This window comes from Acetobacter okinawensis, assembly GCF_002153655.1.
GTDB classification, from domain to species: domain Bacteria; phylum Pseudomonadota; class Alphaproteobacteria; order Acetobacterales; family Acetobacteraceae; genus Acetobacter; species Acetobacter okinawensis_A.
This window is the reverse complement of record NZ_JOPJ01000006.1, coordinates 193,757-218,495: the sequence shown is the minus strand read 5'-3', so window position 1 is coordinate 218,495 and position 24,739 is coordinate 193,757. Positions and strand designations below refer to the sequence as shown.

24 protein-coding genes are annotated in these 24,739 nt (G+C 60.1%); 12 read left to right on the top strand and 12 right to left on the bottom strand.

Annotation, left to right across the window (positions count from 1 at the left end; translation table 11 throughout):
• Positions 1-126 precede the first annotated feature (126 nt).
• A complete protein-coding gene (locus HK26_RS03775; protein ID WP_086638525.1) occupies positions 127-660 on the top strand; it encodes a hypothetical protein in 534 nt (177 codons plus the stop codon).
• Between the two features lie 95 nt (positions 661-755).
• Here HK26_RS03775 and HK26_RS03770 read toward each other — a convergent pair whose 3' ends face one another.
• The 5 genes from HK26_RS03770 to HK26_RS03750 are packed head-to-tail and all read right to left on the bottom strand — an operon-like array spanning position 756 to position 6,928.
• Entirely contained in the window at positions 756-1,196 is a 441-nt protein-coding gene (locus HK26_RS03770; RefSeq protein WP_086638524.1) for a SufE family protein, read from the bottom strand.
• Entirely contained in the window at positions 1,196-2,509 is a 1,314-nt protein-coding gene (gene hslU, locus HK26_RS03765; protein ID WP_025824922.1) for an ATP-dependent protease ATPase subunit HslU, read from the bottom strand. The genes HK26_RS03770 and hslU overlap by 1 nt, the downstream gene beginning before the upstream one ends.
• Positions 2,509-3,108, bottom strand: coding sequence for an ATP-dependent protease subunit HslV (hslV, locus tag HK26_RS03760; protein WP_025824921.1), 600 nt, complete (start codon positions 3,106-3,108; stop codon positions 2,509-2,511). The genes hslU and hslV overlap by 1 nt, the downstream gene beginning before the upstream one ends.
• 45 nt (positions 3,109-3,153) lie before the next feature.
• Positions 3,154-5,148 carry a response regulator gene (locus HK26_RS03755; RefSeq protein WP_180539299.1) on the bottom strand — a complete coding sequence of 665 codons (1,995 nt, stop codon included), beginning with the start codon at positions 5,146-5,148 and terminating at the stop codon, positions 3,154-3,156.
• A complete protein-coding gene (locus HK26_RS03750; protein WP_086638523.1) occupies positions 5,132-6,928 on the bottom strand; it encodes an ATP-binding protein in 1,797 nt (598 codons plus the stop codon). Before HK26_RS03750 ends, HK26_RS03755 begins: the two co-directional genes overlap by 17 nt.
• A 261-nt stretch (positions 6,929-7,189) precedes the next feature.
• Here HK26_RS03750 and HK26_RS03745 point away from each other — a divergent pair, with 261 nt between their 5' ends.
• Positions 7,190-7,603: a hypothetical protein gene (locus HK26_RS03745; protein ID WP_086638522.1), complete on the top strand. Its 414-nt coding sequence runs from the start codon at positions 7,190-7,192 to the stop codon at positions 7,601-7,603.
• 53 nt (positions 7,604-7,656) lie between these two features.
• Here HK26_RS03745 and HK26_RS03740 read toward each other — a convergent pair whose 3' ends face one another.
• Positions 7,657-8,541, bottom strand: coding sequence for a zinc-ribbon domain-containing protein (locus HK26_RS03740; protein ID WP_086638521.1), 885 nt, complete (start codon positions 8,539-8,541; stop codon positions 7,657-7,659).
• 267 nt (positions 8,542-8,808) lie between these two features.
• On the opposite strand from HK26_RS03740, the gene HK26_RS03735 reads away from it, so the two are divergent.
• The 3 genes from HK26_RS03735 to HK26_RS03725 are packed head-to-tail and all read left to right on the top strand — an operon-like array spanning position 8,809 to position 11,029.
• Positions 8,809-9,489, top strand: coding sequence for a cell division ATP-binding protein FtsE (locus HK26_RS03735; RefSeq protein WP_086638520.1), 681 nt, complete (start codon positions 8,809-8,811; stop codon positions 9,487-9,489).
• Positions 9,486-10,427: a cell division protein FtsX gene (locus HK26_RS03730; protein ID WP_086638519.1), complete on the top strand. Its 942-nt coding sequence runs from the start codon at positions 9,486-9,488 to the stop codon at positions 10,425-10,427. Before HK26_RS03735 ends, HK26_RS03730 begins: the two co-directional genes overlap by 4 nt.
• An 11-nt stretch (positions 10,428-10,438) precedes the next feature.
• Entirely contained in the window at positions 10,439-11,029 is a 591-nt protein-coding gene (locus HK26_RS03725) for a YdcF family protein (protein WP_086638726.1), read from the top strand.
• 54 nt (positions 11,030-11,083) lie between these two features.
• On the opposite strand, the gene fghA is transcribed toward HK26_RS03725, so the two are convergent.
• Complete coding sequence (gene fghA / locus HK26_RS03720) at positions 11,084-11,947, bottom strand: S-formylglutathione hydrolase (RefSeq protein WP_086638518.1); 864 nt, start codon at positions 11,945-11,947, stop codon at positions 11,084-11,086.
• A 157-nt stretch (positions 11,948-12,104) separates the two neighbouring features.
• On the opposite strand from fghA, the gene HK26_RS03715 reads away from it, so the two are divergent.
• The 3 genes from HK26_RS03715 to HK26_RS03705 all read left to right on the top strand — a co-directional run bounded on the left by HK26_RS03715 (position 12,105) and on the right by HK26_RS03705 (position 15,375).
• Positions 12,105-12,980 (top strand): bestrophin family protein, encoded by an 876-nt coding sequence (locus HK26_RS03715; protein ID WP_086638517.1) that lies wholly within the window; start codon positions 12,105-12,107, stop codon positions 12,978-12,980.
• A 66-nt stretch (positions 12,981-13,046) separates the two neighbouring features.
• Positions 13,047-13,637 (top strand): CarD family transcriptional regulator, encoded by a 591-nt coding sequence (locus HK26_RS03710; protein WP_025827163.1) that lies wholly within the window; start codon positions 13,047-13,049, stop codon positions 13,635-13,637.
• A 139-nt stretch (positions 13,638-13,776) separates the two neighbouring features.
• A complete protein-coding gene (locus tag HK26_RS03705; RefSeq protein WP_086638725.1) occupies positions 13,777-15,375 on the top strand; it encodes a tetratricopeptide repeat protein in 1,599 nt (532 codons plus the stop codon).
• An 82-nt stretch (positions 15,376-15,457) separates the two neighbouring features.
• On the opposite strand, the gene HK26_RS03700 is transcribed toward HK26_RS03705, so the two are convergent.
• Positions 15,458-16,882, bottom strand: a complete 1,425-nt coding sequence (locus tag HK26_RS03700; protein ID WP_086638516.1) for a penicillin-binding protein activator — start codon at positions 16,880-16,882, stop codon at positions 15,458-15,460.
• Between HK26_RS03700 and rsmI the strand changes: the two genes are divergently transcribed.
• Positions 16,870-17,841 carry a 16S rRNA (cytidine(1402)-2'-O)-methyltransferase gene (gene rsmI / locus HK26_RS03695; protein ID WP_086638515.1) on the top strand — a complete coding sequence of 324 codons (972 nt, stop codon included), beginning with the start codon at positions 16,870-16,872 and terminating at the stop codon, positions 17,839-17,841. The two genes, HK26_RS03700 and rsmI, sit on opposite strands and share 13 nt — an antisense overlap.
• 42 nt (positions 17,842-17,883) lie before the next feature.
• On the opposite strand, the gene HK26_RS03690 is transcribed toward rsmI, so the two are convergent.
• Both HK26_RS03690 and HK26_RS03685 read right to left on the bottom strand, forming a co-directional pair.
• On the bottom strand, positions 17,884-19,062 hold the full coding sequence (locus HK26_RS03690) for a BaiN/RdsA family NAD(P)/FAD-dependent oxidoreductase (RefSeq protein ID WP_086638514.1): 1,179 nt from the start codon (positions 19,060-19,062) through the stop codon (positions 17,884-17,886).
• Between the two features lie 28 nt (positions 19,063-19,090).
• Positions 19,091-19,759 (bottom strand): glutathione S-transferase family protein, encoded by a 669-nt coding sequence (locus tag HK26_RS03685; protein WP_025827166.1) that lies wholly within the window; start codon positions 19,757-19,759, stop codon positions 19,091-19,093.
• Between the two features lie 187 nt (positions 19,760-19,946).
• Between HK26_RS03685 and minC the strand changes: the two genes are divergently transcribed.
• From minC to minE, 3 genes are all read left to right on the top strand, one after another.
• The gene (gene minC / locus HK26_RS03680; RefSeq protein WP_180539297.1) at positions 19,947-20,642 is read left to right on the top strand and encodes a septum site-determining protein MinC; all 696 of its coding nucleotides are present in this window, start codon (positions 19,947-19,949) and stop codon (positions 20,640-20,642) included.
• 148 nt (positions 20,643-20,790) lie between these two features.
• A complete protein-coding gene (gene minD / locus HK26_RS03675; RefSeq protein ID WP_025827171.1) occupies positions 20,791-21,606 on the top strand; it encodes a septum site-determining protein MinD in 816 nt (271 codons plus the stop codon).
• Positions 21,603-21,887: a cell division topological specificity factor MinE gene (minE, locus tag HK26_RS03670; protein WP_025827173.1), complete on the top strand. Its 285-nt coding sequence runs from the start codon at positions 21,603-21,605 to the stop codon at positions 21,885-21,887. The genes minD and minE overlap by 4 nt, the downstream gene beginning before the upstream one ends.
• Before the next feature lie 106 nt (positions 21,888-21,993).
• Here minE and HK26_RS03665 read toward each other — a convergent pair whose 3' ends face one another.
• Positions 21,994-22,686, bottom strand: coding sequence for a GntR family transcriptional regulator (locus tag HK26_RS03665; RefSeq protein WP_086638512.1), 693 nt, complete (start codon positions 22,684-22,686; stop codon positions 21,994-21,996).
• Positions 22,683-24,515 carry an ABC transporter ATP-binding protein gene (locus tag HK26_RS03660; protein ID WP_086638511.1) on the bottom strand — a complete coding sequence of 611 codons (1,833 nt, stop codon included), beginning with the start codon at positions 24,513-24,515 and terminating at the stop codon, positions 22,683-22,685. Before HK26_RS03660 ends, HK26_RS03665 begins: the two co-directional genes overlap by 4 nt.
• Positions 24,516-24,739: the final 224 nt, after the last annotated feature.

Below are 24,739 nucleotides of genomic sequence, written 5' to 3'. Positions count from 1 at the left end.
GTCCTGCAAAGGGGCTGATCCATCTTTAAGGTGGATCAGCCCCCTTTTTTTATAAAGCAGGCATGGCTGGCTAACCCGCTTGCACTTATACCGTCCTCACGGAAGAAAACGGTTTGGGGGCTATAAATGTTCTGTCGTTTGCAAACATTGCTCCTGCCGGGGCTGCTCTTAGCTACCTTGCCGGCGGGAAATACTTGCCATGCAGCGCCGCTCCGTGTCGCAGATATCCTCCGCCCCACCACCGAATGGCAAACCTACACAAATGAGCGTTTTGGGTATCAGATCTGCTACCCGGCCGATGTTTTTGTGCCTCAAGGTGAGCCTGACAATAGAGACGGCCAGCACTTTTTAGCCCCCGACGGAGGAGACCTTACCGTATTTGGCAGTTTTTCCCCCAATACTCTTGGTGAGGAAATCTCGTATGCGCTGGCAGACCTGACCGAAAAAAAAGGAACGATAAGCTACAGGAGCGTTCACAAAGACTGGGCGGTTTTTTCTGGAGATGATGGCGGAAAATCAGAGTTTTATGAAAAAATAGTCTTTAAAAAACACCAGTTTTCCATTTTCAAGCTGATATACCCCAAAACGGAAAAAGCCCGTTACAAGCCGATTATTGAACATCTTGTCGGCTGTTTTAACCCGGGCATTGCCGATTATTGAGTGTATAGGCATGCCCACCTGCAAATCTCCGGAGCCCATGCATACCATAGACTCCGGAACTCTTTGAACGCCCCAACCCAACAAGCGCCCTCTGCTCAAGCAGAAACAGCGGCTGCTGTACGAATGGCGCGGGCCATGGCTTCCACCCCGTTGCCACGGTTGGTGGAAAGAGCCTGTACCAACCCCAGATCACGCAAAAAGCCGGGGTCCGTGGCCTGAATTTCCTCCCGCGTGCGGCCGGAATAGACGCGCAGGAGCAGCGCTACCAACCCACACACAATGGCGGCATCGGACAGGCCAGCAAAGTAGAGCCTGCCGTCCTCCTCTTTTTCTTCCAGCCAGACCTGGCTCTGGCAGCCGGGTACACGGTGCGCATCGTTACACCATTCTGGCGGGAACGGGGGCAGCTTGCGCCCCATTTCTATGATGTACTGGTAGCGTTCCATCCAGTCATCAAACACGTCCAGTTCGTCGCCAATGGCTTCGATCGCTTCTGCCGCAGTGTCTTCCTGCGGATTAACAAATGGTGCTTCCATTATAAAATAAACCTGCTCAGATCACCCTTGCGGGCCAGCGGTGCCACCTTGTCACGCACCATGGCACCATCGACAACAACAGCTTCCCCCGCACGCTCGGATGCGGTGAAGGAAATATCCTCCAGCAGTTTTTCCAGCACTGTGGCAAGCCTCCGGGCACCAATATTTTCAACCCGCTCGTTAATATCCGCCGCCAGCTCGGCCAGCGCATCTACTGCATCATCCGCAAATGTCAGTTCCACGCCTTCAGTTTTCATCAAGGCGGTATACTGTTTGAGCAGGGAATGCTCCGGGTCGGTAAGAATACGGCGCAGATCATCGCGCGAGAGGGGTTGCAGCTCCACACGGATGGGCAGTCGCCCCTGCAATTCGGGCAGCAGGTCAGACGGTTTGGCCAGATGGAACGCACCAGAGGCAATAAACAGGATGTGGTCAGTCTTGACCGGCCCATGTTTGGTGGAGACGGTTGTCCCTTCAATCAGGGGGAGCAGGTCACGCTGCACCCCTTCGCGCGAGACATCGCCACCCTTCATCCCACTTTCAGATGAACGGGCGCAGACCTTGTCTATTTCGTCCAGAAAAACAATGCCGTTGTTCTGCACATGGGCCACGGCCTCCCGCGTCAGGCTTTCGCTGTCCAGCAGGCGCTCGGCTTCCTCGCGCTGCAACTGCTCACGGGCGACGGAAATACGGAGTTTTTTCTGCTTGGGCGCGCGGTTCATAAAACCTTTCATCATCTCGCCCAGATTGATCACGCTCCCCGGCACCATACCGGGCATATCGCCCGGCCCAGCCGGAGCGGGGTCGGTTACGGCAATATCAATTTCCTTGTCCTCAAGCTGCCCGCTGCGCAACATGCTGCGGAACTTGCTTTTGGTATCTGCCGAAGACCCTTCCCCGGCCAGAACATTGATAATGCGCTCTTCCGCCGCCTGAGCAGCCTGCACCTCCACATCCTTGCGGCGCAGGTCCTTGAGCATGGCAATGGCGGCATCCACCAGATCGCGCACAATGCTGTCCACGTCCCGGCCGACATAGCCGACCTCGGTAAATTTGGTCGCTTCCACTTTAAGGAACGGCGCCTGCGCCAATTTGGCCAGCCTGCGGGCGATCTCGGTTTTGCCGCAACCGGTTGGCCCGATCATGAGGATGTTCTTGGGCACCACCTCCTCACGCAGGGATTCGGGGAGTTGTGCCCGCCGCCAGCGGTTGCGCATGGCAATGGCAACGGCACGTTTGGCATCCGCCTGCCCCACAATGTAACGGTCAAGCTCGGCAACAATATCACGCGGGGAAAAATGGGGGGCTTGCATCAGGCGTGATCTCCCGCAGTGCTGGCGTCCAGTGTTTCTATCCGTACGGAATGGTTGGTGTAGACGCAGATGTCCCCGGCAATCTTCATGGCGCGGGTCACAATCTCCCTTGCATCCAGCCCGTCCACCGTCAGCAGGGCGCGGGCGGCGGACAAGGCGTAATTGCCACCCGAGCCAATGGCGATAATGCCATCCTCGGGTTCGAGCACATCACCATTGCCGGTCAGGGTAAAAGAGTGTTCCGCATCGGCCACGGCCATCATGGCTTCCAGCCTGCGCAGGTAGCGGTCCGTGCGCCAGTCCTTGGCCAGTTCCACACAGGCGCGCTCTAGCTGGTTTGGGTAACGCTCCAGCTTGGCCTCCAGCCGCTCCAGCAGCGTAAAGGCATCTGCCGTAGCCCCGGCAAAACCTGCCAGAATGGTGCCAGAAGGCCCAATACGCCGCACCTTGCGCGCGTTACCCTTGATAACGGTGCTGCCCAGTGTGACCTGGCCATCCCCCGCCATGGCAACCTGCGCGCCACGGCGCACACAAAGAATGGTGGTCCCGTGCCAGCCGACGGGATCATGCGAAGACGAAGCAGAATGAAAACTATCCATAACACCAAGAAATAGGCGTTCTGGCGCAGGACACAAGGGGGCGGGCTATGCTGCGAGCATAGCCCTTACATCTCCCAGCAACGCATCACGCGTGTATGGCTTGTGCAGAATGGCAACGCCTTCGGGGAGCACGCCAAAATCTGCATAACCGGTGACAAACAGAACCGGCAGGTCGGCACGTACGTCGTGGATACGCCGTGCGGCCTCTCCCCCATTCATGCCCGGCATCATCACATCCATGACGACAAGGGCAATACCCGGCGCAGACTGGACTTTTTCCACGGCTTCTGCGCCGCTCGCTGCCTCCATGACCGCATACCCTGCACGGCGCAAAAAGCCAGTTGTCACCGCACGCACGCCCGGTTCGTCATCAACAACCAGAATAGTGCTGCCTGCGCCGTTTTCTGGCAGAACGCGGGCTATGGTCTGCACTGCATTGGCAGGTACGGCGGGAATGGCCGCCGCCATTTCCTGATCCATAGCGGGGAACCACAGCTCCACGGAGGTGCCGCCACCGGGTGCGCTGTCCACCCGGACCTCGCCCCCACAGTGGCTGATAAAGCCGTAAATCATGGACAGGCCAAGCCCAACGCCCTGCCCTGTATCCTTGGTGGTAAAGAACGGGTCAAAAATACGTGCGCGAATATCCTCCGTCATGCCAATGCCGCGGTCGCTCACCTGCACCACCAGCCATGCCCCCGTATGCTCACGCCCGACCTGCCGGCCCAGAAGGCGCGCCACCTGCCGAACGGAAACACAGGTGGTGCCCCCTTCCGGCTGCGCATCCAGCGCGTTAATGCACAGGCTGAACACAGCCAGTTCAAGCTGCACCGCATCTGTCCAGACCGGGGGCAGAGGCTCATCGGGGATGCTGAAGCGCACACTACTGAAGCGGCTCAGCCCCTCCAGCCGGGTGGTGTCCAGTGCACCCCGGATTTCGTCCGGCACTTTCCCCTGTTTCATAAAATTCTGGAGGTTCTCCAGCACGTCATGCATGTCCACCCGCTGGCAGACCAGATGGCGCGGACGGCTGAAGTCCAGCAGCTTGCGGGTGAGCACCGCCCCACGCCGGGCGGCCTCCATGGCGTTCTCATACAACCGTGCGACAGAGGCATCACGCGGGGGTTCAAGGTCCTGCACAAGCTCCAAAGACCCCTGAATGGCAGTCAACAGATTATTGAAGTCATGCGCAATGCCGCCAGCAAGCGTGCCTATGGCCTGCATTTTCTGCGCCTGTCGCAGTCTTTGCTCCAGACTTAAAAGTTCGCTCACGTCCCGATCAATCAGGATGGAATAGTCGGAGAGCATGGCCGACTGCACAGGAGCATTCCGCAGGCTGTCCAGCCGTACACGGGTCAGGTCATGCCAACGGGCCGGTCCATCCTGAGCGGGGAGCTGGAGCACCTGCTGGTCGCGCCCCGTTTGTGCCAGCGGCTCCTGCGCCTCCTTCAGACTTTCCAACCGCTGCCCGTCCACCAGATCTTCCTCGCGGCGGCCGATGCACTGCTCGATTGTATGGCCCATCTGGCTGGCCATCTGCTGGTTGATCCGCACAAAACAGCCTGCCTGATCCTTGACCGCCAGCCCGAAGGGCAGATTGTCCAGAAGGCCACGCAGGAGCAGACGCTCGCACTCCAGCTCTTTTTCCAGAAAATACCGCGCAGCCGCCTGCCCGACCATGGAGAGCAGTGTTTCATCATCCCACGGTTTGTACGCAAAAAAGGAAATCTGGCCCCGGTTCAAAGCGGCTTCCACGGCGGAAATATCGGCATACCCGGTCAGCAGGATAGCCCCGGCAGCGGAAAGGTCGCGCGCATGTGCCAAAAACACATCACCCGTCATGCCCGGCATGCGCTGGTCGGAGATAATAACCGCAACTCCGGGGTTGGCGCGCAGGCACTCCAGCCCTTCCTCCCCCGAAGAGGCGGTCAGGACCGTGTAGGCACTCTCCAGCAGATCGGACAGAGCGACCAGAATTTCGGGCTCGTCATCAACAACGAGCACAAAAGGGCGCTGTGTTGGTTCATATAACGTGCTCACCGCGCCTCTCCTCCCCTGTTTTGTAGGGTACTCGAATGGTAAAACAGGCCCCACCCAGCCCCCCGGAATTTGTTATGGCAATACTGCCGCCGTGGGCCTGAACAACCCCGTACGCTGTAGCCAGACCAAGCCCGGTCCCTGAGCCTACAGGTTTTGTTGTAAAAAATGGTTCAAAAACGCGTTCCTGCAATTCCTGCGGCACACCCGGCCCTGTATCCGATATCTGCAACACGTACTCTTCCGCCTCTGTCCCCTCTCTGGGTTCCAGATAGGAGGCGATCAAAATCTGGTCCTTGCGCCGCGTGGGGGCCGGACCGCCCTGTTTTCTGGCTGCCTCGTGCTTTTCCAGAATGGCGTCAGCAGCATTGCTGACAATGTTCATGACCACCTGATTAACCAGTGCCGCCTGACAGACCAGTTCCGGCGGTGCCTCCAGACGGCACTCCACGGCTATTTCCTGCCCCAGCTTGGGGGCCAGAAGCGTCAGCACCATGGCAATGGCGTCCGGCACGTCCAGCCGCCGGAATTCCCCCTCCTCCAGACGGGAAAAACGCCGCAGGCTGGCTACCAGTTCACGCAGTCTGGACAGGCCAACAAGGGAAGAGGCCAGACGCTCCGAGCCCTTGGTCAGTGCGGCCTCTGCCACCACCGTGTTGCCCTCTCTTACCGCCTGCAAAGCCTGCGCCATGCTCCGTTTGACCGTGTTTTCATGCGCAAGAACAAAGGCCAGCGGGTTATTGAATTCATGCGCAATCCCTGCCGCCAACTCCCCCAGAGACGCCATTTTGGCTGACTGCACCAGCTTGACCTGTGCATCGATCAATTTACGGTTAGCAGCGGCAAGGTCTGCATTCACCCGGCGCAGGGCGTCGGCCAGCGCCATACGGGCGCGCGCACTTTCTATGTGCGCTTCCTCGCGCCGGGCTTCGTCCTGCAAGGTTTTGCGGCGTACAAGGCTGCTTATGCGCGCAACAAGCAGGTCGGGGGCTATTTCCGAATCCGTCAGGTCATCCACACCGGCGTTGAAGGCCAGCCGGATTTTTTCTGCCGTGAGCTGGCCACGCTCCACAACCCCCAGCACACGGGTGCACTGGCGGCTCCGGCGCCTGAAAGCCGCAACAGTCTGGGCCAGCGCCAGCCCGTTAAAGGCAGGGCAGCTCAGGTCCACCACAATACAGTCTGGCTGGATCCGCCCCGCCCCAATATTGGAGAGTTCCAGCCTGTCGGGGTCCTCTACCAGTGTGGCGTCCTCGCCATTATGGCGTAGCATTTTGACAATGCGGGGGGTTTTGCCAACGCTCGCCCCATCGGGCCATGCCCATAAAATACCACCCGGCGCAGTCACAACAGATACGCGCGGCTGACGAAAGACCGCACCTTCCCGCTCGGCTGTTTCATCCCCGAATTCGCGCAGCAGGGCGCATATCCTGAAGATCAGAAAAACCGGGTCATCGGTGACGCAAAAACAGGCGTCCGCCCCGCGCTCAAGAATTTCCTGCTCCTGCACCGCGTCATGCTGGCTGACCAGCACAACCACCGGTATGCCCCGCGTGGCCGATGTCAGGCGCAAGCGCTGGCATAGCTGTGCGGCAGACATATCTGGCAGGGGGTCCTGCACAACCAACAGATTGGGGAGTTCACTATCAAACCCGGCAAAAACGGTGCGGCCATCTGCGGCTATGCGCCCGCTCAGCCCCCGTTTGTCCAGTTCTGCCACAAGGCGTTGTTCGCACGCGGCATCCACCCCCGCGAACAGGATGGTGCAGGAAAGAAAATCCATAAATTATGCCTCTAGCTGGACGCCCAAGGCCCATCCTTCTTTAACTTCATACGGTTATAAAAGGCATACCAAACAAAAACAGCCCTCGTCTGCTCTCGAATGCGTTACCGGCGTAACCAGCCGGTATCTGCCCTCCGGCAAGCATGGTGGCAAGACACACGCAAGAACGGTATAAAGATACGGACTTTACGCTCGGCACTCTGCCCTGATAGCGGACTGGCTGATATTTCCGCCTCGGATTACCTGAAGGAACACAGGTTCATGGACACGCGCACACCCTTACCCGCCTCCCAGCAACCCATTGCCATGTCCTCACGCAGGGCCGTGGCGGCCCCTGCCGGGTTACGGCTGCTGCAAACGGCCATAGGGGCGGTCTGTTACTTTGTTTTCTACTTTGTCCAGCAGATGGCGGAACTGTTTGCCCCCCTGCTGCTCATTGCGGGTGCCGCATGGGCGGCGCTGCCAGCGCTGGTCAAAACCCTGACCCGCAGCACCGCATCGGCCGATCCGCAGGCCCATGACGCTATTGCCAGCGTTGCCAATGCCATTCCCGAGCAGATTACGCTGGCTGGGCACGAGCTGACAGCCAGCGGGCTGATCTGTGATGGTCTGGGGCTTATGGCCGTAGCTGCGGTTGGCGCCACGCTGGCCATGCTGGTTGGCCGCAAGCTTTAACTGACTAGCACCGTAATCCCCCGCCTGAATACAAAAGGGGGATAAACGCCCGGTTACCCCGGCTGGTGGAGCCGTGCCGCAGCAGGCCATGCCTGCACAACTGCCGCCCACCAGTGCCACGCCCCCAATACGACCAGAACAGCCAGTACAAGGCTTACAACCCACGCACCACGCCAGAACCGCTCGCTCACAAGCAAAGCCCGTACGTCTGTAACAGCAAGTTTGCGCACCCCACCCGCCACAGCACCCTGCACACTTTGCAAGAACGAGCCGGATGTTGGCAGATAAGCAGGACGGGCAATATGCGCTGCCAGAGGGGGCGCAACCACCTCCGGGTTTTCAACATGGCGTTGGGGTGCAACGCCAACCATGGGAGAGGATGCTGCCAATACGGGGGCAACCACCACCTCCTCCTCCGGAGCCGCAACCACTACGGGTGGGGCGGGGTGCGCTACAACAGTCTCCCGCACGGCTGGCACTTCAGCAACAGTCGCCTCTGGCTCTGGCTCTGGCTCTGGCTCTGGCTCTGGCTCTGGCTCTGGCTCTGGCTCTGGCTCTGGCTCGTTTGCGGGCTGAGTGGCCGAAAAAGCAACCCCTTCTTCACGCGTCGCTGCCAGAGTGGGCGGGGGGGGCGCTGCAACAACAACCTCGGGTTGGGCTGCCGCCACAGGCACCGGAGCGGGAGGAGCCTCCTCTACAACTGGGGATGTGACTGTGTCATCAGCGGGCAGTGACGGCGTGGCGGAAGGTTTTGCTACCTCCCCACCCGTTTGCGCCACAGCCTCCGCAGCAGTGCTTACCTGTGTCTCCCCTTCCGCCTCCGGGGGCGCAAGCCGCCATTTGACGCCACAGGCAGAACATTTGAGCGCGTGCCTTTTAGCCAAAAGAGCTTCGGGAACCTGATATGCCGCACCGCAGGAAGGACAGACAATCTTCATGAACACTCTCTTAGCAGGGCCTTTTTGCGTTGCCCCGCTCTGGCTGGAACGGCACGCAAGGCTCTTGGCGGATAACAGACATAATGCCCCATCCTAACACAGGAAAGGGCGAACCGTGCCAGCACGTGTATTCTAAAGGCACAAAACACCTTTTTCAATTCAGCACTTAATGCTGCTTCTCAATCGACAGCCCTCCGGACTCTCCGCTACACTGGGGGCATGTGGAAACGGTTTTATTGTCATGCTCGCGCACCCGGAAGCCGGTAAATGATTCATCTGGACAATGTTTCCTGGCGCCGAGGCAAAAAAGACAGCGCCCCTGTTCTGGCGCACCTGTCCTTTATGGTGCCGCAAGGTGGGTTCCGCTGGCTGCTTGGGCCGTCCGGTGCTGGCAAAAGCAGCCTGCTCAGCCTGCTGCACATTGAGAACCTGCCGACCGATGGGCAGATGACCATTCTGGGCAAAACCGTTGCGCAGGAAGAAAAGCGCGCAGCCCTTGTGCGCCTGCGCCAAAGAATCGGCATGGTGCATCAGGACTACCAGCTTATGCCCGACCTTTCGGTCGCTGATAACGTAGCCCTGCCCCTGCGCCTGCAAAACCGCCCAGAGGACGAAATTCAGGACGAAGTCCACGCCATTCTCAAATGGGTGGGGCTGGGCTCACGCACGGATGTGCCAGCAAACCGGCTTTCCGGCGGGGAGCAGCAGCGCACGGCCATTGCCCGCGCCATTATTCACCGGCCCGGCCTTATTCTGGCAGACGAGCCAACAAATGCGCTGGAGGAAAGCCAGTCCTGCCGCCTGCTCGACATGTTTGCTGAACTCAGCGCCATGGGAACGACTGTGGTGGTGGCAACCCACAACGAATCCCTTGTTCGCAGGCTGGAGCGGCCTTTTCTGTTCCTTGAACACGGACGTCTGGTGGACGATGGAGGGGAACAGCCATGACCCGCCCCTTTTCCGGCCGCAAGGACGGGCTTTCCCTCTCCGAAGCCCTGCCGGATCGCAGCCTGTTCATGCTGGTCGCCATGATGGGTTTTCTCGCAGCACTCGCGCTGGCCGGGGCGAGTGGCGCGCGAGCACTCTCCGCCCGCTGGTCAGGCGGTGCGGCCCAGTTGCTGACTATTCAGGTGCCCGAGGCAGATACGCCACTGAGCACGCCCAATGGCACCAGCACCACGCGCGTGCAGGCTGTTCTGGCCGATCTGGCAAGCCTGCCCGATGGTGCTCAGGTGCACAGGCTCACCCCGCCCGAACTGGCCCGCCTGCTGGAGCCATGGCTGGGCGAGACAGATAACACCGCCCTGCCCCTACCCGCCATTATCCGCGTCCGGCTCCCGCCAGACACGTCTGTGCCTGACACGCTGGAACAGACGCTAAACGCCCATGTGCCCGGAACCATAGTGGAGCACAACGCCCGCTGGGGCGAGCGCCTGCGCGCACTGGCCAACAGCCTGCTGGCCTGCGCCGGGCTGGCCCTGCTGAGCGTAGGCGGCATTGCCACCATGATAACGGGCCTTGCCACCCGCACCGGCCTTGCCACCCGTAAGGACATTATCAAAACCCTGCACGGGCTGGGTGCATCAGACAGTTATATTGCAGGCCGTTTTGCGTGGCGCACCGCAACTCTGGGCTTTGGTGGTGGGCTAAGCGGCACACTGGCTGCCTGCGTACCCCTTTTGCTGCTCCTGCAAATGGCGGCCCCCTTTGCCAGTGCGCCACTGGCGACCACCGAACGGCTGTTGCCCGTGGACTGGCAGGCTCTGGCCAACACCATACCACCGGATATGGCGCTGGCACTGGCGCTTTTGCCATTTGTCGCAGCGTTTATCTGCTGGTTTACAACACAGGTCATGGTCCGCCTGTGGCTGCTCCGCCTGCCGTAATGCGCCGCGCCATGCTCCAGCCAAAACTGACCAGAGGACTTGGCTCGTTATTACGCAAAATCTGTTTATTGGGGTGCGTGTGCTGGCTGGGCGGGTTTGTCTGGTTTATCCATGACGCCCGCCAGCCCCCCGCCCCCACAGGTCAGGCGGATGGCATTGTTGCCTTAACAGGGGGCACCGGCAGGGTAGAAACATCCCTGCGCCTTCTGGCCGCCAACCCGAAGGCACGTCTGCTTATTTCTGGCGTGGACCTGCAAACATCGGGGCGGGCACTACTGCCCCCATCGACCCCGCCAGCCATGCTGGCCCGGATTACGCTGGGTTATCAGGCCCGTTCCACCATTGGCAATGCGGCAGAAACCGCCGTATGGGTTGCGGACCAGCACATAAACAGCCTGATTATTGTAACCGCAGGCTACCATATGCGCCGCGCCATGCTGGAGTTGGGGCGCACACTGCCAGATGTGGCGCTGACCCCCTACCCGGTCATGCCCCCGGCCATGGAGCATCCATGGCGGTTCTCCACCATCCGGCTGATGGGCATGGAGTACATAAAATGGCTTGGGGCGCTGGCAGGTATGACGCGCAACCCCTCTTTTTAAACACCCGCGTGTAAACCACCTTGCACGAGGCCAGCTTACTCTTGTGGCCAGCCTTCAGCCCGCGCCCAGCACGCCTGCATGGTGGCGCAGATGGTCTGCAACAAAACTCTGCACAAACCAGTACGAGTGGTCATACCCTTCATGCTCACGGCAGATCAGTGCCTGCCCTGCTTTTTTTGCGGCATCGACCAGATGCCACGGTTGCAGCTCGCGCTGTAAAAACTGGTCGACCAGCCCTGTATCCACCAGAATGGAGGCGGGATGGGTATATCCATCCTCCAGCAGGCATACGGCATCATGCGCACGCCATGCCGCGTGGTCCGTACCCAGATAGGCCGTAAAAGCCTTTTTGCCCCACGGCACCGCCGACGGATGCACAATGGGCGCAAATGCGGACACGGATTTCCAGAACAGCGGTGCCTGCAACCCATGCACAAGTGCGCCGTGCCCACCCATGGAATGCCCCATAATCCCACGCCGCGCGCCATCCAGCGGCAAAGCGGCTTCCACCAGCAGTGGCAGTTCCTGCGCTATGTAGCTCCCCATCCGGTAATGCCCGACCCAGGGCTGCTGTGTGGCATCGAGATAAAACCCCGCTCCTGTTCCCAGGTCCCAGTCCGTGGCCTCGCCCTCTATGCCCGCACCACGGGCGGATGTATCGGGGGTGACAAGGGCTATGCCCAACCGGGTGGCCTCGGCCAAAGCACCGGATTTGATCAGAAAAGTCTCCTGCGTGCAGGTCAGCCCGGCAAGGGCGTACACCACCGGCACCTTGCCTGCATTGCCAGCCGATGGCGGCAAAAACACGCCAAAGCGTGCAGGCAGCCCCAGCACGCTGGAGGGATGCTCATAAAACATGACACGCCCGCCGTGGGTCTTGTGCTCCTCCAGCAGCGTCAGCCCTGTTGTCTGTGTCATACCCTGCTATCCTTTCCGTCTGCTCGGCGCCACATCCGCATGATTACCATTGCCCAGCATGCACAAACCATACTGTTGCAGGCAACCCTGTGTTATCATGTGTGTTAAAATGACACCGGGCATTCCGCCCCCTGCACACAGAGCCGGAGATTTTTGAATGATTGTTGACCAGAAGGTCGGCCTACGCATTATCACGCGGGAAATCCTGATGGTCATCCTGCTTATGGCTGCGTGGGATCTGGTTGTTGTCATTCTCTTTCAGATTTTTCATCAGGAATGGATGGAACAGCCGAGCCTGCCCGTCTCGCTCATTGGTTCGGCTCTGGCGCTGTTCATGGGCTTTCGTTCCAACAGTGCGTATGCACGCTGGTGGGAGGCACGAACACTCTGGGGCGCCATTACCAACAACTGCCGCTCCTTTGGCCGTCAGGCGGGAACCCTGCTGGGGGACCGCCATGACCTGATGTACGCCATAGCCGCGTACCCCCATGCCCTGCGCATGGCGCTGGGTCCGGTAGATGCCACACAGGATGTGGAACGCCTGCTCCCCCCGGCCATGCTGGCCGCCATTGCCCCCTACCGCAACAAACCCAATGCCATTCTCTACCAGATTGGTCTGGGCGTTACGGAGGAAGTCACGCGCAAGGGCATAGATGGTGCAGTCCATGGGCAGATTGACCGCATTTTATCCGACATAGCCAATGCACAGGGTGGGCTTGAGCGCATACGCAACACGCCCCTGCCCATGCAGTTTTCTGTCCTGCCACGTGCGCTGGTCAATATTTTCTGCATTGTTCTGCCCCTGTCCATGGTGCAGACGCTGGAATGGATTACACCACTTGGCTCCTCACTCGTCGGGTGTCTGTTCCTTATTCTGGACAAGAGTGCCGACGACCTGCAAAACCCCTTTTCAGGCACCCCCCACGCATTGCCCATGGCCACCATGGCCCGCAATATTGAAATTGACGTGGTCCAGCCCACAGGCGACCAGACCGCCCCACCCCTGCAAATACATGATGGCGTCCAGCAATAGGGGTATTCCCGCCCCTATTCTTTATAGTGCAGACAAACAGCGTATTTTATGCTACAGGTCTTGACCATGAACACGTTTAGAACACCTCCAAAAGGCGGCGTGACAGATGCAATGGCACGCACCGCTGCCGCCACGACTGCGGCCCAGGCCAAAACCAAGGTGAAAGACGAAGATCCTTTTCAGGAAGGGGATGCTATTGTCTATGCCGCTCATGGCGTCGGGCGTGTAGACCGGATCGGGATTGATGAAATTGCCGGGACCAAGCTGGAAGTGATCCAGATTTCGTTCCCCGGCAACCAGATGACCCTGCGCATCCCGCTGTCCAAGGCCCGCAAGTCTGGCCTGCGCAAAATTGTCTCGCGCGAGATTGTGGACAAGGCCATGTCCATCATCAAGGGTAAGCCCCATGTGAGCAAGGGTATGTGGGCACGGCGCGCCGTTGCCTATCAGGAAAAAATCAACTCCGGCGATCTGGTGCAGATTGCTGAAGTTCTGCGCGACCTGCGCCGCAATGTGGATAGTCTGGACGGCAGCTTTAGCGAGCGCAAACTGTTTGAAGCCGCACAGGAGCGTTTTGTGGCCGAGGTTGCCGTGCTGGAAAAGAAAGAACCCAACGCGGTTCTGGAAGAACTGACCGCGGTCATGAAAGCCGCCTGAGGTTTTTGGGCCAAGCCATTTTTTCTTCTGGTCCAGTGTACCCCACCCGGCATGGCGCACAGCCTTGCCGGGTTTTTTTATACCCTGCCGCGCCGTGCAAACAACCACCCCACCCCGTAACCCATACGGACCCGATACCATGCCAGCCCCCACCCCCGTAAGCCGGTTGGACCTGAGCACCCTGCGCCACGCCATGCAGGCTATTCAGGCAGGTCAGTTCACCACCCCCCGCGCCCTGCTCGCCCCCCTTGTCGCGCAGCAAAACGAACAGGCCCTTATCCTGCATGCCTTCTGCCTGTGTGGTGAGGGAGATGTAGACGAAGCCGCCCAAATTCTGGCCGCCAGAGGCTTGCACCACCCCGACAGCCTGCACCCCCTGCAGGACCTGAGCAATATTATGGCAAGCCTGAACCAGCGCCCGGCAGCCATTGCGGTCTGCCGCGCAGCAGCCAGACTTGCCCCGGCAGACAACCGCATCAACACCATTCTGGGGGATCTGCTGGTACAGACCGGGCAGTTTGCGGCCGCCATAACCACCCTGACACAGGCAACCAGCCAGCAGCCGGGCAACATGCATGCCCACAACCTGCTCTCCATGGCCCATACCGAGCAGGGCACACTGGATGCAGCCCTTACACATCTGACAGACTGCCTGCCCAACGCGCCAGAGCATGTGCCCACACTGGCCAATATTGGCTCTGTTCTGGCTGCACAAGGGCAGATGGTAAAGGCATTTGCCTACTACCAGCAGGCTCTGGCCCTACGCCCGCAGGACGCACGGATCAGGGTCAACCACTCCGTTGCCCTGCTCAAGGCTGGCCAGTACGCACAGGGCTGGAAGGAGCACGAATGGCGCTGCCACCTGCCCGGCCACGCGCCCCTACCCATGGAGCGCCTGTTACCAACCCTTGGCCCCAACACCAGCCTGAAGAACCAGCATGTCCTGCTGACTCATGAGGAAGGGCTGGGGGATACACTCATGTTCTTGCGTTATGTTCGGCCGCTGGCCGGGCGTGGCGCTATAATCCACCTATGGGTGCCAGACGGTCTGGCCGACCTGTGCCGTACAATGCCAGAAGTCCACACAGTCCATGTTGGCAGCACACCGCCCACATACGACTGGCACTGCCCGTTTATAAGCCTGCCACGGGTTTTTACCGAGACATCTCAACCTTGGGGCGCGCCCGTACCTTACCTGCAAGCCAATACAACCAAGGTTAAGGCGCTAGCCCCACTTGTGCCCTGTAATGGCAAACTGAACGTGGGGCTGGTCTGGGGCGGTGCTCCGCGCCCAAGCGTTTACACCGCACATATGGTTGACCGCAGGCGCTCCATGCCCCTGCACACGCTGGCTCCCTTGGGCCAGATACCGGGCATTAACCTGATAAGCCTGCAAAAAGGCCCTTATGCCGAGCAGATGATGGACCCGCCAGAAGGCATGGCTCTGTATGACCCAACCGACAGCCTGCATACAATGGAGGATACCGCAGCCCTTATCATGGCGCTGGATGTGGTTGTCTCGGTCGATACAGCCGTTGTGCATCTGGCGGGGGCTCTGGGCAAACCCGTGCTGCTGATGGACCGTTATGACAACTGCTGGCGCTGGCTACATGGGCGCGAGGACAGCCCGTGGTACCCGAGCTTGCGCATTATCCGCCAGACCACGCCACGGCACTGGCAGGATGTTGTGGCCCGCGTAGCGCAGGTGCTGAACAGCATGACCGGTGCTGGCACCTGAACAAAAAAGGCGGCCCACATGGTGTGCAGCCGCCTTTACCTTAAATGACCACCCGGGCCTTAAGCGGCCCGGCCTGTTCCGGTTAACCTGATGTCCCTGTACGCATCTGCACCGGAGCGGAGATCATGCGGGCATCACTCCCGTTACCAATCACCTCAAACACAGCAAGCGCGCGGCGCACCCGCCCGTCGGGCAGAAGTGTAAAGGTGCCATCCACCCCGGCAAAGCCACCCGGCCGGGTGAGCGCCTTGACCGGGAATCCGGGCTCGCCACTGCGGGCCACGGTCACAGCCGCCATTGCCGCATCGTAGGACATATCTGCCAAAGGCTTGGGCATATGGTGGTTACGCGCCATAAAGCGCGAGACAAAAGCCTGACGCGATGTGGGGTCGGGCGCTGCGTACCACGCCCCCTTGATCGCCCCCAGCTTGGAGGCAAAGGAGGCCCAGAGCCCCGGCCCCATAATACGGACGTAGGGCATGCTGACCTGCGTCAGCGCCACCGCGTCCAGCACGTTCTTGAGCCCAAGCCCGATATCCCCCAGCAGCAGCGCGTCAAACGGCGGGTTGCCCAGTGTCAGTTGCTGTGCGGCTACCGGCGCATCGGCTCCAGCGGCAGGCTGCGGGGCTGGCTGGTTAACATTCTGGCCCAGAGCGGTTGCCAGACTGGACGGGAGCTGGGGCAATTCGGTCAGCGTGGGAACCTCGCTGGGGTTGCCGCTGGTTGTGGTCGCACCCGGCACAGGAGTTGTGGGCATAGCCTGTTTGACAGCCGCCAGACGTGCATCATAATTGGAAAGCTGACGTAATGTCAGGCTGATGCTGTCCGCCGTGCCATTGTGGTAGGCAATACTCGGCGCTGCCAGCCCCTGATCACGGCATGCGCTGATCAGCCCATTGCCCAGAGCGTGACCCAGAGCATTGTCTGGCAGAAGGGCTGCAAAATGCTGCCGGCCATCCCGTTTGGCTTGGGCAACAAGTTGCTGCACCTGCTCCTCGGGGGTTATGCCCATAACCCACACACCCGGACGCCCCTGCCCAATATCGCTGGTAAATGCTAGAACGGGAATACCCGCAGCCTGCGCGGCAGGTGCTGCCACAGCAGTGTCCCCACTGGTCAGCGGGCCAAGCAGAATGCCATCCCCCGCCTGAATAGCAGCAGAGGTCGCCTGTTCAGCCCCCCCTATTGCCGCCGTATCATGCACATCCATCTGCATGTCTGCGGGTAGCCCTGCCCCACCAAGGGCCAGTTGCGCGCCTGCAAGCAGTTCACGCCCGAGCGTGGCGTTTGTGCCGCTCAGGGGCAGCAGCACCCCGACCTTGTGGCTGGCAGCCTGCTGGGCAGGAGCCTGAACCGAGCCAGACCCTGTGGATGTGGACTGGTCGGCACATCCGGCAAGAACCAGCCCCGTAACACCAAGAGCAGCCACTCCGGTCTTGCACAATGCCCGGTTTGCCGCCAGACCTTGACGGGAAAGCCCTGACAGGAGCGAGTATGCACGCGTCATCATCCAGATCATCCTCTACCAACACCCCGTCCGAGGCAGCGTCTTCTCATGGGATCGAACCTTTGCATACCCAAGCGGATGCGCCAAGTCATGCGCGTTCTTCCGGTGGGCTTGTACTGGTGGCAACGCCCATTGGCAATCTGGGTGATTTTAGCCCCAGAGGGGCCGAGGCACTGGCACGGGCTGATCTGGTTTTGTGCGAAGACACCCGCATGACGGCCCGCCTTTTGTCCGACAGGGGAATTTCCGTCCGGACAGAAGCGCTGCATGAACATAATGAACGCCAGCGTGTTCCCAACCTGATCCGCCGCCTGAGCGAGGGCGCACATATTGCTCTTGTATCGGACGCAGGCATGCCCCTGCTCTCGGACCCCGGGTTCAGGCTCACCCGCGCCGCCATTGATGCGGATATTCCCGTAACCGTTGTCCCCGGCCCCAATGCGGCATTGACTGCGCTTGTCCTGTCTGGCCTGCCCCCGCATCCTTATCTGTTTGTCGGGTTTCCGCCCCCACGCTCCGCAGCCCGCAAGGAGGCTTTTGCCAGACTGCACGCAGCCGAGCGTGCAGGCCTAAGCGCCACACTCATCTGGCATGAAGCCCCACACCGCCTGGCCGAAACACTGGTGGACATGGCCAGCGTCTTTGGCCCAGACCGCCCCGCGGCTGTTGCACGGGAGCTGACCAAACGCTTTGAAGAGGTCAAACGCGGCACGGCGGAAGAACTGGCTAATTTTTACACCCAGACCCCACCACGCGGCGAAATTACGGTGCTCCTTGGCCCTGCCCCGGAGGTTGAAACCTCCGCCGATGATCTGGACACCACCTTACGCGCCCTGCTGGACACACACTCGGTCAAGGATGCCGCAGCGCTGGCCGCAGCCGCTGCTGGCCTGCCCAAACGCACGGTCTATGCCCGGGCACTGGAACTGGAACTGGCGGGGCAGATCAAAAACCAGTAAGCCCCCATAGGGCCGGCATGGCTGGCAAGGCGGGTGGCAAGGCTACTCCGCCCCGGCCACTTCCCCCGCGGCATGGCCGCTGGCCCATGCCCAGTGGAAGTTGTAGCCACCCAGCCAGCCGGTAACGTCCACAGCCTCGCCCACCACATACAGACCCGGCACGGACGTGGCCTCCATGGTACGGGAGGACAGACCTTTGGTATCCACCCCACCACGCGTGACCTCGGCTTTGGCAAAACCCTCCGTCCCCTGTGGTTTAAGCTGCATACGGTGTACCCGCTCGGCCATGAGCCGGATATCCCTGTCAGCCCATTCGGCCAGTGTGCGCTCCGGTGCGCCCAGCTCTACCATGGCGTGCGCCAGACGCTGGGGGAGCCAGCGGGCAAGCGCGCCTGCCCCTTTTGCCTTGGAGCCTTCTTTTTTCAGCTTCAGCAACAGAGCCGCAAGGTCCTGACCGGGCAGAAAGTCCACAGACAGAGTTTGCCCGGCAGACCAGTAAGACGAAATTTGCAGCAAGGCGGGGCCAGACATGCCCCTGTGCGTAAACAAAAGGGCCTCATCAAACGCTACTTTACCGCATGTGACCCGCACGGGGAGCGACAGCCCGGCAAGGGAGCGCACCCATTCATCACTCTCCCCACCAAAGGTCAGCGGCACAAGGGCTGGTTCGGGTGGAACAACGGTAAGGCCGAACTGCCGCGCCATCTCATACGCAAAGCGGCTGGCCCCCAGCTTGGGTATGGACAGACCACCCGTTGCCAGCACCACGGCGCGGGCTGTCATATCCCCCCGGGATGTCTGGACCCGGAAAAAGTCGGATTTGCCAATATCGTAAACCCGCACATCGGTCAGGACCCGCACATGTGCGGCTGCACATTCATCAAGCAGCATATGCACGATGTCATGGGCGGAATTGTCACAAAAAAGCTGGCCCAGCTTTTTTTCGTGCCATGCAATGCGGTGCTTGGCCAGCAGGTCCAGAAAATGGGATGGCTGGTAGCGGCTGATGGCGGATTTTACAAAATGCGGGTTGGCAGACAAAAAGCGGTCCGCCCGCATGGTCTGGTTGGTAAAGTTACACCGCCCGCCACCAGAAATAAGGATTTTACGCCCGACCTCCGGCCCATGCTCCAGAACCGCCACGCTGCGGCCACGCTGGCCTGCTGTTATCGCCGCCATCAACCCGGCGGCCCCACCGCCGATGACAAGGACATCAAACATCGGCGTGGTATTTTTCGGTATCAAAATATCAGAAATCCAGATTGGTGTAGTAATCAGGCGGCGTAATGCCGGACACGCGGTCATTCAGCAGCGGGCGGAAGCACGGGCGTGACTTCATTCTGGCGTACCAGTCCCGCACGGCAGGGACCTTGGACCAGTCTATGTCGCCAATAAAATCAAGGCAGGACAGATGGGCCGCAGCCGTAAAATCGGCCAGGGACAAAAAATGCCCGCCTAGCCAGTTCCGGTTTTCGGCCAGATCGTTCACGTATTTCATCAACGGGCGCATGGCGGCATAAGCCTCGCGCAGCGCACCACCGTCCGGGTTGCCACGCCCGCTCAGGCGCTTCATCGCCCGCTCATCAATAAAGCGGCCCGATACTTCACGTGCGAACAGGGTTTCAAACCACGCCACAACCCTGCGCACCTCCACCCGCTCGGCCAGCGTGCGGCCCAAGAGCGGAATATCGGCATAGGCCTCTTCCAGATATTCGCAGATCACATGCACATCCGGCACGATCAGCCCGTTATCTTCCACCAGAACGGGCACATCCCCCGCAGGGTTAAGGGCAAGGAATTCGGGACGTTTTTCCCACGTCCGTTCAACAATCGCTTCAAACGGCAGGCGTTTTTCGCCCAGCACAAGACGCACCGTCCGGCTGGCTGGAGAGAGGGGGAAATGGAACAGGGTACGCATACCCTAGTGCTTTATGCCATTGCATGCAGCCACGCCAGAGGGAAAACCGGGCAAGGCCCATCAATTTCCGCACATACCCCTCCTGTTGGCAAAAACCAGACGCAACACAAACTTCTCTGTTGCAATACTACCCTGTTATTCTACACGCTTACACAGCGTTCCTGATTTTGAAGAGAGCATCCGTTCGTTGTCCGGCACACATTCCTCCCCTTCTCGCATCCGCATGTCCGGGCGCTCCTTTCTGGCCCTGACCCTGACACCGGAAGCACCGCTCACGGACTGGCTGGCCGCACTGGACCACCAGATCCAGCGTGCTGCCGGTTTTTTTGCGGGCAAACCTGTCATTCTCGACCTTAGCCTGATGCAGGCCAGCACACCCGACCTGCCCTACCTGCTGCCCGCCCTGCAAGAACGCGGCATACGCGTGCTGGGCATAGAAGGCGGGGACAAAACCTGGCCCGCCGTTGCAAACTGGGAGTGGCCGGAAAGCCCGATGGGCGGCCGCGCCTCCGGCCCTGTCACCATCCCCGAAAATGACATGACCCCGACACTCCCCCCCACACTGGTGGTGGAGGAAAGCGTGCGCTCGGGGCAACATATCATATGGCCCGATGGCGATGTGGTTATTCTGGGTGCCGTGTCTTCGGGTGCTGAGGTTACGGCAGGCGGCTCCGTGCATATTTACGGCGCTCTGCGCGGGCGCGCCATTGCGGGGATCGGAGGCAATGCAGATGCACGGATATTTACACGCAGCCTTGCCGCCGAGCTTGTAGCCATTGACGGATTCTACGCCACGGCGGAAGAAATGGATGCAAAATGCACAGACAAACCCACGCAGGTTCTGCTCACGGGGGAGACTTTGGCATTCAAACCCCTACCCTGATGCGGGTTTGCATAAAACATCCGACAAAAACCGTGTGAATGTCATATTATAAGTTTCATTTTCCCGTGCAGATTGTAATGTCTGTGCCAGATTGCGCCGTTGCATAAAGCACACGGCTTTACCGGCTTACAAAGGAAGAGGAAGACTGATGGCAAAGGTTCTGGTCGTCACGTCAGGCAAAGGGGGTGTCGGCAAGACCACCTCCACCGCAGCTCTGGGGGCCGCGCTGGCCAAGGCGGGCCAGAGCGTGGTTCTGGTCGATTTTGACGTTGGGCTGCGTAACCTCGACCTTGTCATGGGTGCCGAGCGCCGCGTGGTGTTCGACCTTATCAACGTCATTCAAGGCGACGCCAACCTCGCTCAGGCCCTGATCAAGGACAAGCGGGTAGATACCCTCTCCCTCCTCCCCGCCTCGCAAACGCGCGACAAGGATGCCCTGACATCCGAAGGTGTGGCCAAGGTCATTGCCGACCTGAGCAAAAAGTTCGACTGGGTGATCTGCGACAGCCCCGCAGGCATTGAGCGTGGCGCGCAAATGGCCATGCACCATGCAGACATGGCCGTGATCGTCACCAACCCCGAAGTCTCCTCCGTGCGTGACAGCGACCGTATTATCGGCATGCTCGACAGCACCACGGAAAAAGCCAAGGCGGGTGAGAAGATGGAGAAGTTCCTCCTGATCACCCGCTACGACCCACAGCGTGCCGCCCGTGGGGACATGCTGGGCACGGACGATGTGCTGGAAATCCTGTCCATCCCGCTGCTGGGCATTATCCCCGAAAGCCCGGATGTGCTCAAGGCATCCAACGTGGGCGCGCCCGTAACCATTGCGGAACCCGAAAGCGCGCCAGCCCGCGCTTACACCGAAGCCGCACGCCGCCTGATGGGAGAGAAGGTGGAAGTCACCATTCCCACAGAACGCAAGGGTCTGTTTGACTGGCTGTTTAAACGGAGAGTCGCATGACATTCCTCTCCAGCCTCTTCAAGCGCCGCTCATCCGCACCGGTTGCCCGCGACCGGTTGCAGATTCTGCTTGCACACGAACGGATTGCCGTCGGGGACGGCAAGGACGATCTGCTCGCCAAGCTGCACCGCGAGATTATGGAAGTGATCAAACGCCATGTCGCGGTCGATCAGGACAAGGTGCAGATCAAAATGGACCGGGGCGCTCAGTGCTCTGTTCTGGAAATTGACGTTGAAGTCCCCGGCCTGACCGACAGGGCAGAAAACGCCAAAAAAGACTAAACGCTCCGTAGCAGCCACCCACGCCTTGGCACTGGGTGGGCCGGAACCAACGCCCTGTTGCCGCCATTTTATACTGGCAGCAACAGGGCGTTTTTTTATGTACTCCCTAGTTGGGCAGCAGGGGCTCCAGCCATTCCTTGGCCTGCATAAAGTCTCTCTTCAACGCCCTGACCGCTGCATCCGCATCGCCCGCGCGGAAGGCCTCCAGCAATTGCAGGTGTGGGTGGTCCGGGTTGGCGGGGCTGATTGTGGGCAGGCCATTTGCCGCCGCATAAATCGGCCCCATGCGTGCCCACAAGCCCCGGATCAGCCCCACAGTCACCGATAGTCTGGAAAAACTGGCCCCGGTGCTATGAAAATACACATTGGTCACCGCAGTTGCATGCGGCTCCCCCGCTGCGTAAGCGGCAATAAAGGCTTTGTGCTTTTCTTCCAGCACAGCAATCTGTTCGGACGTGATGTGCGTGGCCAGGTCGCGGGTCACGCGCTCTTCAAGCACTTCACGCACACCATGAATATCCAAAAACACAGAACGGGAGGTCAGCGGTACGCAGGCCGTATTCCGCTCATCCAGCACCAGTGCCTGCTCGGAGACAAGGCGCAGCAACGCCTCACGCACAGGGGTCGGGCTTAACCCCAGCGATGCCGCCAGCGGCCGGAGCACAAGACGCTCCCCACCCTGATAACGGCAATAGATAAGCTGGTCACGGATCTGCTGGTAGGCGTACGCTGCCAGAGCGCCCCGTCCCTCGGGTCTGTTTTCACCCTGCGCTGGTATGGTTATTGTATTATTTGTCATTGCGCATGTGCCATTTGCCTGTTCAGAAACTGGCTGTAGAGACCGTTCTGCTGCTCAAGTTGCGCAGGAGAGCCATCCTCAGCAATTCTGCCATCCTGCATAACAACGATTCTGTCAAAATTTCGTAAGGTGGACAGGCGGTGCGCCACGGCAATAACCGTGCGCCCGACCATAAGCCGGTCAAGGGCACGCTGCACGTGCTCCTCGCTTTCGGTATCCAGCGCGCTGGTTGCCTCGTCCAGCACCAGAATGGGAGCATTGCGCAAAAAGGCACGGGCAATGGCAATGCGCTGGCGCTGCCCGCCCGAAAGCTTGACCCCCCGGTCGCCTACAATCGTCTCAAACCCTTCAGCCAGTGCATCAATAAACGTGGCGCACCCGGCAGCCGCCGCGGCAGCCCTTACCGCCTCATCACTGGCATCAGGGCGGCCATAGCGGATGTTCTCCATAACGCTACGGTGCAGGAGCGAGACATCCTGCGGCACAACAGACAGGCAGGCCCGCAGGGCGTCATCCGTCAGGTCCCGGATGTCCTGCCCGTCTATGAGTACGGAACCAGATTGCACAAAGCGCATACGCTGCAACAGGGCCAGCACCGTGCTTTTGCCAGAGCCCGAACGCCCAACCAGCCCCACGCGGCTGCCTGCGGTAATGTGCAGGTTAAAATGCGCCAGAACAGGCTCCCCACCGGGGTAGGCAAAGGTCACATCGCCAAACCGTACATCGCCGCGCACGGGGCTTGGCAGGTCTGCCGCACTCTGCGGGTCAGGCATGTCATGCGGGACCAGAAGGGAGGACAGCACCTCGGACAGGCGCGCATTGTGCTGGATCGTCTCCACCAGCGCCAGGGCAAGGTCGCGCGTACCGTGCAGAATGGCAAAGCCAAGCGTAATGACCATGACCACCTGCCCCACGCTGGCCTGCTGCCACTGCCACAGTAGGACCGCCCAGACCAGCAGACCAGCAGTCAGCACAGCAGTCATGCCCGCATGGATCATGCGTAGCTGCTCCATATACCGCAAGGACTTGAGCCGCTCCCCCATCTCGCGCTCGGTCAGGGCGTTAAAGCGCTGGCGCTCACGGTTGCGCATGCCAAAGGCGCGGACCAGAGCAATATTGCCCATAACGTCCAGTGTCTCGCCCTCCAGCCCGGCGGCGGCCACTGCGTAATGCCCATGCAGGCGCCGCCCCCTGAGTGCAAGGCGGAACATAATCAGGCACAACCCGCCAGCCAGCAGTACGGTCGCACCACCCATGGTCAAACTGACCGACAGCATAAGCACAACAGAGAGCAGAACATTCAGGCTTGGGGGCAACACGTTCCAGGCCAGCATGTTTTCAATGGTAAAACTGACATTGCCTGCCGTTGCTATGCGTGCGGCAAGGGATGCGGGCATACGGTCTGCAAAATAGGCGGGGGAATGCCCGGTCAGGAACCGGAACAGGTCCTGCCGTATGTCCCCCGTAACTGCGACAAACGTGCGTGCAGCAAACCAGCCTGCAATACGCCAGCATATGTTGTCCGCCACGATCAGCCCGATCAGCACCCCCACGGCAGCCCATACGGAAGATACGGCGGACGCGCCCGTGTGGCTGGTCATCAGGTCCACCAGATGACGAATACCATAGGAGGACAGCACAATGCAGCTTATGGCCCCTGTCACGGCGCCAAACACCAGCGCATGCCCCAGCAGACGGGCGCGCATGTACCGCAGCAAAAAGCGTACGGGGCTACCCGCATAGCGGGGCAATTCCGTGTCGGGTACGGTCACATGTGCGGCCACAGGCTGGTCCGCTACGGCTTTGTTCTGTTGGTCGTCCACGCACATACCCTGTATTGAAATTCGCCAAGCTCTGCTGCCCCGCACAACACATCTGTGCGGGCGGCAATACTGGGCCAGCATACCCCGCCTTGCCAGAGCAAAGTTTGTACATGAGGGAACATTGCGCCCACAATAGGCCCTGCGCACATCCCCCCTTTTTGCCGGATATGTCGCACCGTCAATCCGGGTGTAAGGGCATGCGTGCTGCGTTGCACTCCCCTTCAGGGCAC

Coding starts and splice junctions, on each gene's coding strand:
- HK26_RS03690 (WP_086638514.1), bottom strand. CDS start 19,062: ATGTTTGATGTCCTTGTCATCGGCGGTGGGGCCGCCGGGTTGATGGCG.
- HK26_RS03725 (WP_086638726.1), top strand. CDS start 10,439: ATGCTCCAGCCAAAACTGACCAGAGGACTTGGCTCGTTATTACGCAAA.
- HK26_RS03665 (WP_086638512.1), bottom strand. CDS start 22,686: ATGACAAATAATACAATAACCATACCAGCGCAGGGTGAAAACAGACCC.
- HK26_RS03770 (WP_086638524.1), bottom strand. CDS start 1,196: ATGGAAGCACCATTTGTTAATCCGCAGGAAGACACTGCGGCAGAAGCG.
- rsmI (WP_086638515.1), top strand. CDS start 16,870: ATGCACGCGTCATCATCCAGATCATCCTCTACCAACACCCCGTCCGAG.
- HK26_RS03775 (WP_086638525.1), top strand. CDS start 127: ATGTTCTGTCGTTTGCAAACATTGCTCCTGCCGGGGCTGCTCTTAGCT.
- fghA (WP_086638518.1), bottom strand. CDS start 11,947: ATGACACAGACAACAGGGCTGACGCTGCTGGAGGAGCACAAGACCCAC.
- HK26_RS03710 (WP_025827163.1), top strand. CDS start 13,047: ATGAACACGTTTAGAACACCTCCAAAAGGCGGCGTGACAGATGCAATG.
- HK26_RS03740 (WP_086638521.1), bottom strand. CDS start 8,541: ATGAAGATTGTCTGTCCTTCCTGCGGTGCGGCATATCAGGTTCCCGAA.
- HK26_RS03700 (WP_086638516.1), bottom strand. CDS start 16,882: ATGACGCGTGCATACTCGCTCCTGTCAGGGCTTTCCCGTCAAGGTCTG.
- HK26_RS03730 (WP_086638519.1), top strand. CDS start 9,486: ATGACCCGCCCCTTTTCCGGCCGCAAGGACGGGCTTTCCCTCTCCGAA.
- hslV (WP_025824921.1), bottom strand. CDS start 3,108: ATGGATAGTTTTCATTCTGCTTCGTCTTCGCATGATCCCGTCGGCTGG.
- hslU (WP_025824922.1), bottom strand. CDS start 2,509: ATGCAAGCCCCCCATTTTTCCCCGCGTGATATTGTTGCCGAGCTTGAC.
- HK26_RS03745 (WP_086638522.1), top strand. CDS start 7,190: ATGGACACGCGCACACCCTTACCCGCCTCCCAGCAACCCATTGCCATG.
- HK26_RS03705 (WP_086638725.1), top strand. CDS start 13,777: ATGCCAGCCCCCACCCCCGTAAGCCGGTTGGACCTGAGCACCCTGCGC.
- HK26_RS03750 (WP_086638523.1), bottom strand. CDS start 6,928: ATGGATTTTCTTTCCTGCACCATCCTGTTCGCGGGGGTGGATGCCGCG.
- HK26_RS03660 (WP_086638511.1), bottom strand. CDS start 24,515: ATGTGCGTGGACGACCAACAGAACAAAGCCGTAGCGGACCAGCCTGTG.
- minD (WP_025827171.1), top strand. CDS start 20,791: ATGGCAAAGGTTCTGGTCGTCACGTCAGGCAAAGGGGGTGTCGGCAAG.
- HK26_RS03735 (WP_086638520.1), top strand. CDS start 8,809: ATGATTCATCTGGACAATGTTTCCTGGCGCCGAGGCAAAAAAGACAGC.
- minE (WP_025827173.1), top strand. CDS start 21,603: ATGACATTCCTCTCCAGCCTCTTCAAGCGCCGCTCATCCGCACCGGTT.
- HK26_RS03715 (WP_086638517.1), top strand. CDS start 12,105: ATGATTGTTGACCAGAAGGTCGGCCTACGCATTATCACGCGGGAAATC.
- HK26_RS03685 (WP_025827166.1), bottom strand. CDS start 19,759: ATGCGTACCCTGTTCCATTTCCCCCTCTCTCCAGCCAGCCGGACGGTG.